At 42.5% G+C, this 16,495-nt stretch carries 13 protein-coding genes and 1 tRNA gene; 4 read left to right on the forward strand and 10 right to left on the reverse strand.

The genetic code is table 11. The features are described from left to right. Positions 1–60 precede the first annotated feature (60 nt). Both ACX0G9_RS14750 and ACX0G9_RS14755 read right to left on the reverse strand, forming a co-directional pair. Positions 61–1,170, reverse strand: a complete 1,110-nt coding sequence (locus ACX0G9_RS14750) for a nickel-binding protein (protein ID WP_459065690.1) — start codon at positions 1,168–1,170, stop codon at positions 61–63. A 133-nt stretch (positions 1,171–1,303) separates the two neighbouring features. After that, positions 1,304–2,464 (reverse strand): OmpA family protein, encoded by a 1,161-nt coding sequence (locus tag ACX0G9_RS14755; RefSeq protein ID WP_459065691.1) that lies wholly within the window; start codon positions 2,462–2,464, stop codon positions 1,304–1,306. A 137-nt stretch (positions 2,465–2,601) separates the two neighbouring features. Between ACX0G9_RS14755 and ACX0G9_RS14760 the strand changes: the two genes are divergently transcribed. Next, on the forward strand, positions 2,602–2,814 hold the full coding sequence (locus ACX0G9_RS14760) for a YwbE family protein (RefSeq protein ID WP_459065692.1): 213 nt from the start codon (positions 2,602–2,604) through the stop codon (positions 2,812–2,814). 36 nt (positions 2,815–2,850) lie between these two features. Here ACX0G9_RS14760 and ACX0G9_RS14765 read toward each other — a convergent pair whose 3' ends face one another. After that, positions 2,851–5,226 carry an ABC transporter permease gene (locus ACX0G9_RS14765; protein ID WP_459065693.1) on the reverse strand — a complete coding sequence of 792 codons (2,376 nt, stop codon included), beginning with the start codon at positions 5,224–5,226 and terminating at the stop codon, positions 2,851–2,853. A gap of 173 nt (positions 5,227–5,399) precedes the next feature. Here ACX0G9_RS14765 and ACX0G9_RS14770 point away from each other — a divergent pair, with 173 nt between their 5' ends. Next, positions 5,400–5,735: a putative quinol monooxygenase gene (locus ACX0G9_RS14770; protein ID WP_459065694.1), complete on the forward strand. Its 336-nt coding sequence runs from the start codon at positions 5,400–5,402 to the stop codon at positions 5,733–5,735. 34 nt (positions 5,736–5,769) lie between these two features. Continuing rightward, complete coding sequence (locus ACX0G9_RS14775) at positions 5,770–6,585, forward strand: helix-turn-helix domain-containing protein (RefSeq protein WP_459065695.1); 816 nt, start codon at positions 5,770–5,772, stop codon at positions 6,583–6,585. A gap of 112 nt (positions 6,586–6,697) precedes the next feature. Here the strand turns inward: ACX0G9_RS14775 and ACX0G9_RS14780 are convergent, their stop codons facing one another. Beyond that, positions 6,698–8,119: an AAA family ATPase gene (locus ACX0G9_RS14780; RefSeq protein ID WP_459065696.1), complete on the reverse strand. Its 1,422-nt coding sequence runs from the start codon at positions 8,117–8,119 to the stop codon at positions 6,698–6,700. A 412-nt stretch (positions 8,120–8,531) separates the two neighbouring features. On the opposite strand from ACX0G9_RS14780, the gene ACX0G9_RS14785 reads away from it, so the two are divergent. Next, the gene (locus ACX0G9_RS14785) at positions 8,532–10,922 is read left to right on the forward strand and encodes an ABC transporter permease (protein ID WP_459065697.1); all 2,391 of its coding nucleotides are present in this window, start codon (positions 8,532–8,534) and stop codon (positions 10,920–10,922) included. A 45-nt stretch (positions 10,923–10,967) separates the two neighbouring features. Here ACX0G9_RS14785 and ACX0G9_RS14790 read toward each other — a convergent pair whose 3' ends face one another. From ACX0G9_RS14790 to ACX0G9_RS14815, 6 genes are all read right to left on the reverse strand, one after another. Then, positions 10,968–11,351 carry a RidA family protein gene (locus ACX0G9_RS14790; RefSeq protein WP_459065698.1) on the reverse strand — a complete coding sequence of 128 codons (384 nt, stop codon included), beginning with the start codon at positions 11,349–11,351 and terminating at the stop codon, positions 10,968–10,970. 362 nt (positions 11,352–11,713) lie between these two features. After that, positions 11,714–12,961 carry an alpha/beta hydrolase-fold protein gene (locus tag ACX0G9_RS14795; protein WP_459065699.1) on the reverse strand — a complete coding sequence of 416 codons (1,248 nt, stop codon included), beginning with the start codon at positions 12,959–12,961 and terminating at the stop codon, positions 11,714–11,716. Positions 12,962–13,447: 486 nt separating this feature from the next. After that, a tRNA-Met gene (locus ACX0G9_RS14800) sits at positions 13,448–13,521 on the reverse strand. A 581-nt stretch (positions 13,522–14,102) separates the two neighbouring features. Continuing rightward, positions 14,103–15,299 carry a pyridoxal phosphate-dependent aminotransferase gene (locus ACX0G9_RS14805; protein WP_459065700.1) on the reverse strand — a complete coding sequence of 399 codons (1,197 nt, stop codon included), beginning with the start codon at positions 15,297–15,299 and terminating at the stop codon, positions 14,103–14,105. Between the two features lie 145 nt (positions 15,300–15,444). After that, positions 15,445–15,891, reverse strand: coding sequence for a DUF1573 domain-containing protein (locus ACX0G9_RS14810; RefSeq protein WP_459065701.1), 447 nt, complete (start codon positions 15,889–15,891; stop codon positions 15,445–15,447). Positions 15,892–15,972: 81 nt separating this feature from the next. Next, on the reverse strand, positions 15,973–16,431 hold the full coding sequence (locus tag ACX0G9_RS14815) for a DUF1573 domain-containing protein (RefSeq protein ID WP_459065702.1): 459 nt from the start codon (positions 16,429–16,431) through the stop codon (positions 15,973–15,975). Positions 16,432–16,495 lie beyond the last annotated feature (64 nt).

A 16,495-nucleotide genomic window follows, 5' to 3' on the forward strand; every position in this document is an offset into this window, starting at 1 on the left:
ATTTGAGTCAAATGCTGGTAATTTTGATTCAAGCGGGCTAATTACCCAAAACCGGGATTGTTACCAGGTCTTGGCAGATAGGTAATCAGAAGGTGAGTGGCCATATCGCCTTTGAAAACATTTTGAAAAATAGGAGGGGCTGGTAAACCCTGTTTCAAAGGCAATTTCTGAAATGTTACCATTATTTTTATTCAACAAGGTCAAAGCTTCCTGTAACCGGTATTCCTTAATAAATGTATTTGGGGATTGACCTGTCAGTGAATTCATTTTTCTATACAATTGCGATTTGCTGCATCCCATTGGTTTGCTGAAATCATCTACTTTGAAATCCGTGTCGCTCCAGCTGGATTCTGTATAATCCATTAAAAGGGTCAGGAATTGCTCATCTGTCTGCGTAAGCGCTACTATGATCCTTCCTTCATCTAAATGAACCGGATTCTCGCTGTTATATAATCCTTTAACTTCGGATGAAACGATAATTTCTCCTTTAACAATCTTAGACATCCTTTCCGCTAATTTTATCGCGTCCTGGAATATGAGTTTCTTGTCGGTCACCGGCATCCCGGCGCATAAACCAATCTTTAAAAGGACCTCGTTATTATTGATATCGTTCCTGAAATCATTAAATACTGCCCGGATGTCCAATGCCGCCCGGACGGCTTTTGAGGCTGATGTAAAAGAAGCTAAAAAATGGTTCCCGGATTGTTGGACAAGTTTGCCCTCATAAACGTTTATCAGGTTTGGGACCGCGTTATGGTAGGTATCCAATGAGGTTTTAAATTGAGCATAATTATTTTGTATGAGCGGCAATCCTTTTACCTCTATGACCATAATTATTCTGAAGCCAGGGTCCTTAATAATATTTAAGGCAGAGTTCTGTGTGTTTTCAGGATCTTCAATTCTGCCTAAAAATGATTCTACGATTCCGGGATCTACTTCTATTACCCTGTGCGGAACCTGGCCATGTGCCTTGTTGTGCATTTTTTGAATCGCCTCCGCATCGGGCGCCTCGATTAAACAGAAGGCCGTTTTTCTTTTTTCATCAAACCAATACGTTAACCCTGTGCAGCCAAACTGGCCCTGTATTTTTAAATCTTCCTGATGTAATTGAGCGATATTTTCTGCTGTAACTGATTCAGAAACATCGTGACGGTCCATATAAATTGGCATACAAATATCTTTACCTGTTTTGCTCAAATAATTAGAGCATGGCAATGATAAATTAATAAAAAAACAAGACTCTCCTGATTTTAAATTCGAAAGATTTAAAATTCAATGACTTACGTGCTTTTGGTCCTGTGTTCTATTCGTGGAAAATATAAATTTCTACCCTTCTGTTCAGGTCTTTTGTCGGGTAATCCCTGGATTTCCCCCTTCCTTCCGCCTCCAGCAGGGCAGGAGGGATGTTGAATTTCGACGACAGCAGGCGGGCGATTTCACGGGCTCTTTTTTTGGAAAGATCCAGGTTGTAGGTTTCCGAGCCGGTATCATCCGTAAATCCCACCACTTGTATTTTTTTTATACCTGGCCTGGTCAGAAGGCTTCGGTATCGCTGTAAGGTGTCCGGGTTTTGAATCAGGTATTTGTCGAAATCAAAATGGATATTATGGATGACAATGGTGTCAGTCTTCGGAGGGGATAGGATTTTCACGGGAGTTTGTTCCGGAGCTACGATTCTCCTTACACTGGTATCTGGCGGAGTATCGGAGATACCAGGGCCCGGTTCCCCTGGATCGTTATCGGAATGTCGCCAGGTGATTGAATACAAAGAGTCTTTTATTTTCTGATAGTTTTTACAGATTGTCGTCTTCATCGGGACCACCGAAATATCGTCTACCAGGAAATCGATGGTTGGGTGGGGCCAGCTCCGTTGTTCCATGATGTCGGCGTTAGGGGTCCGGACGAAGTTGCCGACGATCAGCATGGAGGAATTGGCAGTGGGGACGAATTCTTTTTTGATCTCAAACCAACCGTTCTTCAAATCCTTAGTCGGTGCACCCGTGAAAGAAAGGTAGTTTCGGGGTTGTAAGACAGAGTCTCCCTGGACAAAAACAAAACGGCCGGTAAACCATAGACCTATGTCTCGCAAATTGGGGCAGATGGGGCTAAGCTCCGTTTTGTTACCCGGACTGGCGATCTTTAGACTGACCGTGTATCGTTCCCCTGCCTGCAGGGGGCATAAGAGCATGGTTTCCCAATACTGACGGTTGACGGTTTCCCGGCTGGCGGCTACGATCTGCAGATGTCGGCTACCCGTTGCGGAAGGGAATCGGGGAAAGTAACCTGTAGTAAGTTTGCGGCTTAAAAAGAACCAGGCTGAGGGGCTGCATGGCTGATCGAATTCGCTGCAGGTATTGACGTCTTCAAAGGAAGGATTCGGCACGAGGTTCTGGCCCTGCATGTTATGACCAAACAGGAGAATAAAGAGGGCTGGCAAGGCTGCATGACGAAAAAAGGTTGGCATATTGAGCACAAAGAAATCAGAGGTTGAAGATAGGAATTTTGGCCGGTTCGTTACCGGTCGTTTCCATATGGATAAAAATAGTAATTGGATGGTAGGTCTCTCTTCAATAATTTTACTTCATATAAACAGAATACACTATGAATGGCCAAAATAGAAAAGATATTTACCCGGGGCAGGAAGTGGCTATTATCCTTAAAAAAGATCAGCGAAAGGGTAAATTAACATATGGCATTGTCAAGGAATTGCTAACATCAGCATTGTATCATTCAAGAGGTATAAAGGTTAGGCTGGAAGATGGGCAAATAGGCCGGGTGGCTGAGATAGATGTGACTGATCCGGATGGAGATTGAAAGACAGTTCAATTCCAAATGACTGATTTCCATTCTTTATTCCGTTCTCAGACTCTTTGCCGGGTTCGCCAGCGCAGCCTGTACACACTTAAAACTGACGGTAATCATGGCAACAAACATCGTAGTTGCACCCGCAGCCGCAAGCACCCACCAACTTATGTCGGTACGGTAGGCATAGCCCTGTAAGAAGTTGTTCAGCCCATACCAGGCCACCGGGAAGGCTACGGCTGCGGCTATCATCACCAGCACCAAAAAGTCCTTTGAGAGCAGGGTTACAATTTGCAGGATATCGGCGCCCAGAACTTTGCGTAAACCAATCTCTTTCACCTTGCTTTCGGCCGTAAAGGTTACCAGCCCGAACAAACCCAGGCAGGATATTAATATAGTCAATACAGAAAAACAATTAAACAGTAGACCCACGTGCCTATCGCTTTTGTATAAATCGTTAAACTGGCTGTCCAAAAAACTATAGTCAAAGGCATAGTCCGGATTATAGTTTTTCCACAACCTTTCTGTGGCCGCCAATGCTTTGGTGGTTTCCTTGCCGGTTGTTCTTACATACATTTTCCCCCGCCAGTTCTTGTCGTATTGAATCAATAACGGGTGTATCTGGCTGTGCATGTCCTGATAATGAAAATCTTTCACCACTCCTGCAATCATCCCTTTTATCCCGTGAAAGGTAAAACGTTTGCCTACTGCGGGTTCCTTTATGCCGGTTACTTTAATAGCAGTTTCGTTCAGTATAAAATTGCTGCTGTCGGCATTTGTGCCGGTAAAACCTTTGCCTTCCACAAGCTTTATGCCCATCACCTCCAAAAAATTTCTTTCCACCGGCATCTGGCCAATGGTAAATGATTGCTGGTCCGATCGCTTGCCATCCCAGTCGGCATCTGAACTGCCGGTTCCGCTATTGATGATGTTTACACCCGATTCTGTAACACCTAGTATGCCAGGTTGTTGTAATAGCTGGGCTTTTGCGGCCTCATAATGGCTGTCAATGTTGCGCATGAAGAAGGAGAAAATATTCTCCTTGTCGTAACCCAGATTTTTTTCGCGTATATATTTTAATTGTTTGCCAATGATGATGGTGCTTGAGATAAGCAGGATGGAAAAACTAAACTGCACCACCACCAGCACTTTACGGAAATTTCCTTTGCTGCCAATTCCGCTTAACTTACCCTTCATTGCTTCCAATGGCTTGAAGGACGACAGCGTTACGGCAGGATAAATGCCCGCCAGCAGCAGTGTTGCCAGCAGGGTAAGGCCATATACTGCCAATACATTTGGTGCCCAGGGTTTGAAAACAATATTTTTGCCGGAAATATTATTGTACAAGGGCATTACCAGGTAAATAAGGCCGGTTGCGCATACAAGAGCAATGAAAAAGGTGAGCAGCGATTCGCTTAAGAATTGCAGAAAGAGCCCGGCCTTGCCCGCGCCAACAATTTTGCGCAGGCTTATTTCCTTGCTGCGCTTCATAGCCCTGGCAGTAATAAGGTTAACATAATTTATGCAGGCTATCAGCAGCACTATTACAGCCACTATAAAAAAAACCTTCACGATCATCATACCCTGCTCTGTCCCGTCCGAAGCATACAGGTGAATTTTGGTAAGCGGGTTTAACAGGTAAACAAGATTTTTGTTAAAGTCGATATTTTGGTTGCGGCGGTGAATCGCGCCAAGTTTTTGACCTACGGCGGAAGAGTTGGCATTTGGCTTTAACAATACAAACGTTTCATAATTGTACTGGCCCCAGTTAGCGTCAAGACTTTTAAAGTAGCCGGTAGTATCGTATTCCTGTTTTAGCTGCAGAAAATTAAAAGCTATATTGAATTTTACTGTTGAATTTTCGGGCATATCCTTCATCACACCCGTTACCTGGTATATTTTTTTGTCGTCGGCCTTTAATACCTTGCCCATAGGGTCTATATCGCCAAAAAGTTTTTTTGCGGTAGTTTCAGACAATACGATGGAATGTGCATCCGTAAAGGGTTGCTCCGGGTTGCCTTTAATAAGCGGGTTAGTAAACATGGTGAAGAAGGACGGGTCAACCAGGCAGTTATTCCATTCCGTAATTTTTTTTCCGTCATACTCAAAATAGGTAATATCCCATTTGGTTGTTATCCGGCAGGCATTTTCCACTTCAGGAACTTCCTTTTTGGCGTAACCGGCAATGGGAGCAGGTGTGTTGTCCCAAATGGTGGAGCTACCTACACCGCCAAACTTTGGCGACAATCTATAAAGACTCTCCGAATGTACATTAAACCGGTCATAACCCAGCTCATCATTTACCCAAAGCAATAACAGTATACTCACCGCAAGACCTGCCGACAGGCCGAAAATGTTTATAAATGAATACGTTTTGCTCTTTCGCAGGTTGCGAAAGGCTATTTTGAAGTAGTTATTGAGCATATAAAGCAGTCTTAATATTGCAGATGATTGGGTCAGGCAGCCGATCAGGTCAGGCGGCGCTCTTTAAATAAGGACACCAAAAACATACCGTTGTTGCATGCGCGGAAAGATCAATGGTTTTTTACTATTCTCCGGGTTAAAGGATGCCTAGTTTTACAGTAAATTTAAAAATCATGGAAACAACAGTCAGACAAGAAAAAGACCAAAAACCACAACTAGGATTTCTTATTCAGTTTGAAGCAAAAGACGGCAAAGCTGAAGAAGTAGCACAGGCCATGCGGAATGCCCTTACGGTTATTGAAGAGGAAACAGGCACCATAGTCTGGTTTGCGTTTCGTACCAGTGAAACCGGATTCGGTGTATTTGACGCGTTCTACGATGAACAAGCAAGAAACGCCCACTGGGAAGCAGGAAGTAAGGGCCTGGAAAAAATAGCTCCCTATATAGATCAGGCTTCATTAGTGATAAAAAAAACCGATATTGTACAGGCAAAGCTCAATCAAAAATAATAGGCGGGTCCATGTCCGGTAAAAAGTATTCCAGATGATTATAAAATGTTATAGGCCCACTGGGATTTTAGAAAGTTTTATTGAAAGTTTCCTTTTTGTAAAAAGTGGATCGGCAATTTCGCATAGTTTTTATCCTGAGACTTCGGTCGTCCTGTCATTTACGCTTAGCGGCAAACATCATTATACACTTAATAATACGGAAAATAATATGCCTCCGGTTGCTGTAGCAGGGATCAGGAGAACACACAAGGAAATGCATCTCTCAAAAGGTACCGAAACACTTTTGGTAAAATTTAAGGAAACAGGAGCGGCATCCTTCTTTACCCAGCCCATCCATGAGTTTTTTCAGACCAGTGTATCGCTAACCGATATTTATCCCCGGCAATCTATAACCAATTTGCAGGAAAAATTAGCGAGAGCACCAACAGATCGACTTCGGCTGGAACGTTTACAGACCTTTCTTTTATCAGCGTTTACCAACAAAAAGCCAGACCCCTTGGTTGTGGCTGCAGTTGAAAGAATCCACTATTTTAAAGGGAACATAAAAATACAGGAATTATGCCTGGACCTGAATATTAGCCTGGACGCGTTTGAGAAGCGATTCAGGAGAATTGTAGGTGCCTCACCAAAACAGTTTTGTTTTATTATCAGAATGAAAAATGCAGTTGGGGCCTTAAACAGACTGAAAAAACAGTACATCGACGTTGCCTTTGATCTTGGCTATTTTGATCAGACGCATTTTATAAAAGACTTTAAGCTTTTTACCGGACAGACGCCTTCCTCTTACTTAAGATCAGAAATAAGCAGGCAAATTCCGCCGATTAAAACAACTGCCACCATTTTCTTTTAGCAGTAAGAGGTAACAGCCCTTTAGAAACATAATATTTTTTCAGGGACGCTAGCAGCACCTATTTGAAAGTCTGTTGCATCAGGGTAATAACAGGGTAAATGAGCAGCTAATATTAATCAAACAAGGTGTCCATCTTTAATTCGTGTTGCACAAGCGTATCAGAATAATTGTTTCTGGTAAGCCCCCACGTTGTAATCAGCACGAGACGAACTGCTTTTTTTGTTTGGGTGACTTCTTTAAAAACACCGATCTTTCTTTTCAGCTCTTCCGCGTAACTTTTGCTGATAGCAAAAGAATTAATTGAAAATTTCATTTCGCAGATGTTGATTACTCTGTCTGCACGATCGATCAACAGATCTATCTGGGCACCTGATGTATCCGTAACGCCGGACCATGCCGAAGCTTCGGTCCTTATTCCGGCAATACTTAACCCTAGTTTTATTTTGGAGATATGTTCCAGACAAACCTGTTCAAATGCATAACCGGCCCAGGTGTTTTGATTAGGGGTATCCAGTTGACTGATCCAATAATCCTGATCGGATGGTGCAAAGCCTTTAATCCATCGAAAATAAAAAAGAGAATAAAAATCTATCAGCTGGTAAATACTATTTTTTTCTTTTTTTCCAAAAGCCCTGTATTTTCGTATAAAATGACTTTCTTCCAGTTCCCGTAAAATGCGGGTTGTTCCTCCGCCGTTAGGCATTTTGGATAGTTTGATTATTCCTTCTCTGGAAAGCCCTTTTGCTTTTTTACTCAATGCTTCAACAATCTGAACATGCCCTTCCGCTTTCTGGAACAATGAATGGTATAGATTATCGAACTCGACCCGTAAAATCCCTGTTTCAGTAAAGCAGAGTTGGTCAATATTTTGAGCTGCACTTAGTTTTTGATCTATCTGCGACAAATAAAAGGGGATGCCTCCCATCACCATATATAACTGGACTATCTGATATCTGTCAAAAATAGCGCCGCGGCTTTTAAAAAACTGCTCACATTCTTTTAGTGAAAAAGGTTGTAACTGAATTCTGTCTGTTACACGGTTATGAAGTCCTCCTCTGCTATTTAGTATCTTACTGATGATCCAGCTTGCCTCCGAACCACATACGATTAGAAGGATATCTGTTCTTGCGCTGGCCCAGGAATTCCAGAAATGCTCCAGGGCTGGCAAAAAGCCGGAGCCTGCCGTGTCCAGCCATGGCAGTTCGTCCAGGAACACTATTTTTTTTTCACTTTTCTTTGATTCCAGTAACGTGGAAAGCTGAGTGAATGCTTCCAGCCAGCTTGTTGCCAGCGGCCTGTCTATCGACGAAGTATCGTATCGGTTTAGCGCAAGATGGAAGTTTGATAATTGGGTGGCCGTATTGACATTGGCCATACCGGTTACCTGAAAATCAAATAAGGGAAAGGCATTTCTTATGAGGAATGTTTTTCCTACTCTTCTTCTACCGTATACAGCAACGAATGAAGAACCTCTGTCTTCAATAAGCTTCTTCAATCTGGCTAATTCTTTTTGTCGACCGATAAATGTCTCCATGTTCTGATTTGGCTATAAGTCACCCAAATATACCACTTATAGCCAAATGTAAGGTTAGATTTGGCTATAAGTGGGCTAAAATATGTAGTTATAGCCAAATGTGGATCGAGTAGGGAGGAAATAGATGCGGAAAAAGCCTACTAAAACAATATCTGATTGTTCCTAAAGAAAAGTCCATATTAAATTGAATTTCAAATTATTATGGAGCTTTGTAGCGCGATTGAGACAATTATCTAACCAGATTATGCTTGATTTGCTGGCATTTAGCGAATTGCCCGGATGACCAGATGAAGCTATTCTTTTGCATATAATCGAATCTTTTGATGATCACGATATATGGAATCTTGTGGTTTTTGCATCCATATTAGTGATTTGAGTTAGTTCAACTGGGCTTAACCGTATAAAAGATTAAATGTACAGGCACAATTTCCAAATCCTTTTTAGGAATTATAGAAGGTATAAATCCACTTTTGTTATCAATCTAATTGGCCTTTCCGCTGGTCTGGCCTGCGCTCTATTGATTTATTTATGGATTAGCGACGAATTGGGTTTTGACAAATTCCACCACTATGACAGCCGTCTTTACCAGGTAATGGTAAATGAACGCCAGGGTGATCGGATCAATACCTCGGATGGAACAAGCGGCCTTTTTGGTGAGATCGTAAAAAATGACCTCCCCGAGGTGGAATACGCTGTAACGACCACGCCCTCTAACTGGTTTCGGAAATTTAATATCAACTATCGGAACAGCACTTTGGGCGCGATAGGCAATTTTGTCGGTAAGGATTATTTCAATGTGTTTTCCTATGAATTGCTGCAAGGCAATAAGAATAGCGTATTGACGGATAAAAATTCGATCGTGATCTCCAGGGGGCTGGCTGAAAAATTATTCAATACGATGGAGGATGTTGTCGGTAAAACGATCGAATGGGAATGGGCATCTATTTCAAAACAGGTCACCATTACCGGAGTGGTCAACAATTTTCCGTCAAACTCCACCTATCAACTTGACTTCGTATTATCTCTCGATTCATGGAAGGATATAATGGCGCCTGGGGAAAATAGCACCAGTGGTCCGACCACCGGCCCTTTCACTACTTTCCTTGTCTTGAGAGATCATACGGATATAAAAGCGTTTAATGATAAGCTAACAAATTTATCTGATGTCAAACTCTACAAAACGCCTGCGATTCTTTTTTTGAGGAAATACTCGGACGGCTATCTGTATGGCAAATATGAGAATGGAATTCAGGTAGGGGGAAGGATCGAATATGTAAGGCTTTTTTCAATCATAGCCTGTTTTATTTTGCTCATTGCCTGTATAAACTTCATGAATTTATCTACGGCGAAAGTGACTGGTAGAATGAAGGAAGTTGGTTTAAAGAAAGCGCTGGGGGCAAACAGGCGTGTCCTTATTTTTCAATTCATGGGGGAGTCGGTTTTGATGAGCCTTCTGTCCCTTGTCTTTGCACTTGTGCTTGTAAGTGTTTTTCTGTCGAAGTTCAATGAAATCACGGGGAAACATCTTACATTAAGTCTTGTCGCCAGCCATGGTTTGCCGATCGTCGGTATTGCCCTATTTACCGGGGTTATCGCAGGTTGTTATCCTGCCTTGTATCTTTCTGGTTTCAAACCCGCAATTACGTTGAAAGGGAAGTTCAGTATGTCTTCAGGCATTAATGAGTTATTCGTACGGAAAGGCCTGGTAGTCCTGCAGTTTGCATTGTCACTTATTTTTATTGTTTCCGTCATCGTAGTGTATAATCAGATAAAGCTTGTTCAGAATAAGAGTCTTGGTTATGATAAAGAGAATGTTATTTATTTTGAGATGGAGGGGAAGGTGTCTACCAATTTGGAAACTTTTCTTTCTGAATTGGGACGCATACCGGGTGTTGTCCGGACGTCCAGTATCATGAATTCGATTGTTTTGCCAACCTTTACGCCGCTGCCAGGGGTGTATTGGGATGGAAAGAATATAGACGGTAAGATACGGTTCAATCAAATGCCTGTTAATTATGAGCTGATAGAGACTTTGGGTATAAAAATGGCGGCTGGAAGGACTTTTTCCAGGCAGTTCGCTGCTGATTCTGCCAGTGTTGTTTTAAATGAAGCGGCGATAAAGATCATGGGTATTTCCGATCCGATCGGTAAAGTGATAAAGGTGTTTGGTCAGGAGAAACGAATCATTGGGGTGACCCGGGACTTTCACTTTAATTCCCTGCATGAAGAGGTCAGGCCATTCATCTTCCGGCTGGAGCCTTCGTCCACCCTATTGGTCATGGCCAGGTTGGCCAAAGGAAAGGAGCGCGAGACAGTTCGGGGGATAAAGAATTTTTATAAGACTTTCAATCCCGGTTTTTCATTTGATTATGAATTTCTGGACTACGATTATCAAAAGCAATATGTTTCTGAGAAGCTTGTTGCCAAGCTTTCCTGGTATTTTGCAGGTTTGGCGATCTTGTTGTCCTGCCTGGGATTATTCGGTCTGGCGGCTTTCACTGCCGAACGGAGGGTCAAAGAGATTGGCATGCGGAAGATATTAGGGGCCAGCGAGTACAATATCGTCTATCTGCTTTCGACTGATTTTGCTAAGACCGTTTTGTTGTCGATCGTCATAGGATTGCCGTTGAGTTATTGGATGACAAGATCCTGGCTTGATAATTATGCCTATCGGATCGATCTCAGCCCTCTTTATTTTATCGGGGCTGCCCTGGTATCCCTGGTAACCGCATTATTTGCTATTGGGGTACAGGTTATAAGATCTTCTTTGATCAGGCCGGTTATAGCTTTAAAGGAAGGGTAAACCTGATCGGCAAAGAGTAAAGTGGAGGGCGTGCTGTAATCTTTCTTACTGAAGAGCAATACATTCTACTGAAATTAAGATCCCGGCTGGAAAAGGCATCACTTGAGGCACACTTCGTGCCGGCGGGTTTTCAGGAAAAAACTCGGTATAGACCTTATTTAAGACAGTAAAATCATTTCCGGTTACCATGAATATTGTTGTCTTTATGACTTTGTTTATACTGCTTCCTGCTTCTTCTAAAATGATTTTGATATTTTGGAAACATTGCCTGGTTTGATCTTCAAAATCATCACTAATGATTTTGCCGGATTGGAGATCGAAACCGGGAGTACCGGATAAGAAAATGAATTTTTCGGCAATTACTGCTTGAGGGAAAGCCTGGCTCATTCGCGGAGCCATCGCAGTATTAAAATTTCTCCTTTCTTCCATCTTGTATTTTTTTTACGTGATTGAATTGCCTTTAGAGCCCACACGTATAAATATAGGTGGTAAATCGACTTTGTTCAGGAGGATTTTATAACCGGGGGGCTGGCTTAACCAACGGCAGGGTGAAGTTAACTGCTTAAAATGGAGGCAGGGAGATTGAAAGCCCCATAGTTATTTGATAATCAAATTACTATGGGGCTTGGTAGCCAGAACGGGATAATTGACTAACTAGTTCCTACTTTATCTACCAGCATTTAGCGATTTACCGAACGGGTATTGGTAATAATATGGATATTATATAAAATGCATTTAATTATGCAAAAGTCAAACTATAAGGGGAATAATGCAATAGGGGCCGCGGTTGATTACTTTCCCTCCAGGTTCTCTAATTTCTTCTTTGTTTCCGCAGTTTCTTTTAAGGATAAAGATTTTTTATAGCTCGCTATCGCATTTGCTTTATCGCCCCTGGTCGTATACAGGTCGCCAAGGGCGTCATACACCTCTAAGCTCTCGGGGTAGTTGTTTACATTCAGTTTAAACAACTCTTCTGCTCTGGTAAACTGCTTTTTATATAAAAGCTGATAACCTAACCCGCTGACCAAGCCTTCCGGGGGCAACAATGTGCGTCCCTCTTCTGACGTTATGCCATATTTCAAAGTTATGTTTTCATAATGCTCTTTAAGAAATGAAGTGAATTTGAACGTAGAATCGGCAAAGTAGCTGTCCTGAAGAATTAATTGATAGTCTTTAAAAATAAAATGCAAAGCGTCATAAGTGGCAATTAAGGGAACTGAAGAATGGGTGTCTTCATTATAATATTTATAATTGGCTTGCAAGCCATTTTGGCTGTTGCCCATAAGATATCTGCGCAATTGAAGTATTGATCGGGGATGGATGGTGCCATCACTGGTGTCGCTTTGCACCGTCGCCGTATCCATCCCGCGAGGCAGAGTATTGGCCATGCCCAAAAACAAGGATATTCCGGCGTATGAAGTTGTTTGTAAAATTTGTCCTGTTTCCCGCAAAAGCCTCTGTCTATCCCACCACATGCTCGGATCAATGGCAACATAGCTCCTGAACAGGGTCTTATGGTGTACAAGGGTGTTAATTACAGTCAACCCGCCCAAGGAATGCCCAATCAGCATGCGGTAAGGGGTAGTTGGGTACAGCGAATCAATATGGGGTATCAGTTCTTTTTCGAGAAATGACATAAATGCTTCACCGCCACCAGACCTCCTGGAAGTACTGCTGTCGATCCACAGGCCATCGGTTACATAGGTTGGGGTCAGGTCCCTTAGCCGGTCTGTGTTAGGTATCCCCACCACAATCATCTCCGGGCAATAGGTATTACCATTAATCGAGCCCAGCAAGTCTATCATGCCCACTACCCCTGTGAAATTCCAATCGCCATCCAACAGGTAAATAACCGGGTACTTTTTTTTCGAATGAACATCTCGTGCGGATTCAGGTACATGTATCCAAATTTTTCGTTGTTCATTTATAAATTTTGAATTGATGCTGTCTATTTTGCCAATGACGACCGAATTATTCTGTTGTGCCCTCAGGGACATTAATGTGATACTAAAGAAGCATGTTAAAAGCAATATTTTCATAACCTGATCTTGTGGATTGTATAGATGGTTGTAGTTGATTGGACAAACTATGCTGTCGCTATTAAGGGTGCGAAAAAAATGCTGATGTTGCATGCATCGCAAAGACAGGTCGAATTATTGAACCTGAACATAAAAGATATCCTTGTAGTGGATGTCTTTATCAGACATCATCAACATGAAATCAGTCGTCTTATATAAGGATGATAAAATAAATCACTCCCCATATCAAAGTGAAGACCGAGCCAAGGACCAATTCAAACTGGTGTTTTTTTGCATCCCTTGCTATGAGTAGCCTGTACAAAGTGTAGATGATAAAAATGGGGACAAGCCCTAAAGGAAGGAGTATCATATCAGGCGATTTTATACGCGTTATAAAGATACAATAAAAAAAATTTGCAATCCACCTGGTCTGTCGACGTTACTCGACTTGGCGGCTGATGAAAAATACCCATAATAAATTGAAGGTCAAATTATTATGGGTATTTGTAGCGCGATCGGGATTTGAACCCGAGACCTCAGGGTTATGAATCCTGTGCTCTAACCAACTGAGCTATCGCGCCGAATGTTGGTTTTATTCCCTGTAAGCACACCCAAAAAGTAAGCAAGGTGGCAAACGGGCTGCAAATGTAGAGAAAAGCAGTTAAAAGTTGAAATGAAATCTTGTAAATGAGGGATTTGTTGCATAAAAAAAGGCCCTCTGTGGAAACAGAAGGCCGTCTAACGATTGCTTGCCATATGAAAAAAACGTAAAATCGAATTTTTATCGAACGGGGATCAGTTTACTTTCCTTTTTCACTTCTCGTCAAGGATTTTCTATTTGCTAAATCCTTTTTTCTAACTCTTCAATTCTTCTTCAATTCTTCCCTGATTATCTACCGTTCTGAGTGCAATTTCGGAAATTATTGGATTCAAAAGAAATTTTCTTATCAACATTTTCAAAAAAACTTAAAATTAACATTAAAAACTAAATATATTTTATAAAATTAATATGTTATTTGTGGTTCTTTAAGGCCAAAAAAGGTATTTTTTGGTCAATTTTGCTTGTTTTTGAAAAATTCATTAAATTATTGTTATTAAATTTAATATGACTATTTGCAATTCCGGACAAAATCTGGCCATTGTTTACTCCATGCTAACCAAATTAAACTGTTCGGCCAGGATATTGCTCCAGGGCTTTTTCCAGGCAATCCATGGCTTTCTCCAGGGAAGCAGTATTCAAAACGTATGCCAGACGCACTTCTTTTTTCCCCAGGCCCTTGGTTCCATAAAACCCACCAGCTGGCGCGAGCATTACGGTCTGGTTCTCGTAAGAAAAAGATTCCAACAGCCATTGACAGAAAACATCCGAGTCATCTACCGGGAGACTGGCCATGGCATAAAAGGCGCCGCCGGGATTCGGGCAGAAAACACCGGGAATCTTATTGAGCCTGCTTACCAGCACGTCCCGCCGTTTGAGATATTCCGCTTTGGTCGAATCGAAGTAATCGTCAGGCAATTCGGTTGCCGCCTCTCCCAGGATCTGGGCAAAGGAGGGAGGGCTTAGTCTTGCCTGGGCAAATTTCATTACGGTATCCAGAACAGCCTGGTTGCGGGTCACCAATGCGCCTATCCGGCCCCCGCAGGCACTATATCGTTTTGATATGGTGTCTACCAGAATGACGCGATCTTCGGCGCCTTTCAGACTCATAGCGCTGATATGCTGACCGCTGTAGCAGAAGTCCCGGTATGCTTCATCGGCAAAAAGGTAGAGATCATATTTAATGATCAGTTGTTTGATCGTATCCATTTCTTCCTGGCTGTACAGGTAACCGGTTGGATTATTGGGATTGCAAATAACAATACCCTTGGTCCGGGGGGTGATCAGCTTTTCAAATTCAGCCACCGGAGGCAATGCGAAACCGTTTTCTATATAAGAGGTAAGGGGTTTGACCACAACACCGGCTGCCACGGCAAAACCATTATAGTTGGCATAAAACGGCTCGGGAATGATCAACTCATCCCCTGCATCCAGGCAACTCATAAAGCCGAACAGGATGGCTTCCGAACCGCCGGTCGTTACGAGGATCTGGTTATAATCCACATCGATCCCGGCCTTTTTATAATACGTGGACAGTTTTCTGCGGTAACTTTCATTTCCTGCGCTATGGCTATACTCTAACACCTTGAAGTCAAAATGACGTACGGCGTCCAGGGCCATTTTGGGGGTCTCGATATCGGGTTGTCCGATATTCAGATGGTAAACTTTGACTCCTCTTTTTTTGGCGGCTTCGGCATAGGGAACTAGTTTCCGGATAGGCGAAGCGGGCATTTGTTGTCCGCGGTGGCTGATTGTTAACATGGTACAAAAATACAAAGCGCCTTTATCAGAACGAAAAAAAGAAAAAACCCCTTCCAAAGATGGGAAGGGGTTCTACTATAAAATTTTCTGGTCCATTATTATTCCTGATTCGTAAGCCCTTGAGCCAGGTTGGTCCAATTTGTTTTTAGTGACCTGATTTGCCGGGTTTGGTTTCTTTTTCTTTTTCGTATTTGGCGTAAGCGTCTGCCGTCAATACCTCTCCGGTGATTTTTAATTGAACCGGCATATCGATTCCGGCAACCTTGATGGTAATGCTTTTATTGAACGGGCCCGCAGCAGCGGCATTAAAACCGGCGCCGATCTTGTCATTTTTACCTTTGCCAACGGCTCCTTCGGGTTTAACGGGAGTTGTACAGCCACAGGAAGGAGTAGCAGATTCGATGATCACAGGCGCATCGCTGACATTGGTAAATCCAAAATCATGAGTAACGGGAGTGCCCTGTTTGATCTTGCCGAAATCATAGGCTAATTCCTTGAATTTGATAACATCTTCCGCTTTCTTTTGCTGAGCTTGTGCGAAAAGATTGACGGAGAGGATAAAGGCACTGGCTAATAATATTGCTTTCTTCATGGTTTATCAGTTTGTATGATTATAGTTTGTTTTCAGTTTGAAAGTTTACCGGTTTGTATATTTTACTGTTTGTATGTTTTACTAATTCGTTTGCTTTAAAAATTGTACCGGGGCATTTTCCGGCGCGGAACTGGCCGGAGCTTTATAGACTTCTCCGGAGATAGTCAGTGTTTTGGTCAGGTTCGTATTATAAACAACCGTCACTGTCTTGGTAAAAGGGCCGTCGGCATAGGCATTATAACCAACTTTGATCTTTGCCGTAGCCCCGGGTTCGATAGCTTCCCGACTCCATTCCGGGGTGGTACAACCACAGGATGCCTGAACATTATCCAGTTTTAAAGGGGTAGTTCCGGTGTTCACGATATCAAAGATATAGACAGCCGGTCTACCCTGGGGAATCTTGCCGAAGTTATGCTCGCTTTCTTTCAGTTTCAGCACTTCAGGAGCCTTGGGAAGAGGGATGCCGTTATTATTTACCGTCTGCGCTTTACTGGAAAGAATGGTGATAAAAAGTGCAATAACAATTGCTGTTTTTTTCATAGTTTGGGCCTTGTTAAGTGATGATAAAATTACGTACAAAACGTCAGTTTGTCCAATAAATTAT

Source organism: Flavitalea flava, from assembly GCF_054461575.1.

What these genes read in the sequence shown, in the direction of transcription:
- ACX0G9_RS14780 (WP_459065696.1), bottom strand. Translation starts at nt 8,119, where the DNA reads ATGGAGACATTTATCGGTCGACAAAAAGAATTAGCCAGATTGAAGAAG.
- ACX0G9_RS14790 (WP_459065698.1), bottom strand. Translation starts at nt 11,351, where the DNA reads ATGGAAGAAAGGAGAAATTTTAATACTGCGATGGCTCCGCGAATGAGC.
- ACX0G9_RS14755 (WP_459065691.1), bottom strand. Translation starts at nt 2,464, where the DNA reads ATGCCAACCTTTTTTCGTCATGCAGCCTTGCCAGCCCTCTTTATTCTC.
- ACX0G9_RS14795 (WP_459065699.1), bottom strand. Translation starts at nt 12,961, where the DNA reads ATGAAAATATTGCTTTTAACATGCTTCTTTAGTATCACATTAATGTCC.
- ACX0G9_RS14750 (WP_459065690.1), bottom strand. Translation starts at nt 1,170, where the DNA reads ATGCCAATTTATATGGACCGTCACGATGTTTCTGAATCAGTTACAGCA.
- ACX0G9_RS14770 (WP_459065694.1), top strand. Translation starts at nt 5,400, where the DNA reads ATGGAAACAACAGTCAGACAAGAAAAAGACCAAAAACCACAACTAGGA.
- ACX0G9_RS14785 (WP_459065697.1), top strand. Translation starts at nt 8,532, where the DNA reads ATGTACAGGCACAATTTCCAAATCCTTTTTAGGAATTATAGAAGGTAT.
- ACX0G9_RS14805 (WP_459065700.1), bottom strand. Translation starts at nt 15,299, where the DNA reads ATGTTAACAATCAGCCACCGCGGACAACAAATGCCCGCTTCGCCTATC.
- ACX0G9_RS14775 (WP_459065695.1), top strand. Translation starts at nt 5,770, where the DNA reads ATGATTATAAAATGTTATAGGCCCACTGGGATTTTAGAAAGTTTTATT.
- ACX0G9_RS14810 (WP_459065701.1), bottom strand. Translation starts at nt 15,891, where the DNA reads ATGAAGAAAGCAATATTATTAGCCAGTGCCTTTATCCTCTCCGTCAAT.
- ACX0G9_RS14815 (WP_459065702.1), bottom strand. Translation starts at nt 16,431, where the DNA reads ATGAAAAAAACAGCAATTGTTATTGCACTTTTTATCACCATTCTTTCC.
- ACX0G9_RS14765 (WP_459065693.1), bottom strand. Translation starts at nt 5,226, where the DNA reads ATGCTCAATAACTACTTCAAAATAGCCTTTCGCAACCTGCGAAAGAGC.
- ACX0G9_RS14760 (WP_459065692.1), top strand. Translation starts at nt 2,602, where the DNA reads ATGAATGGCCAAAATAGAAAAGATATTTACCCGGGGCAGGAAGTGGCT.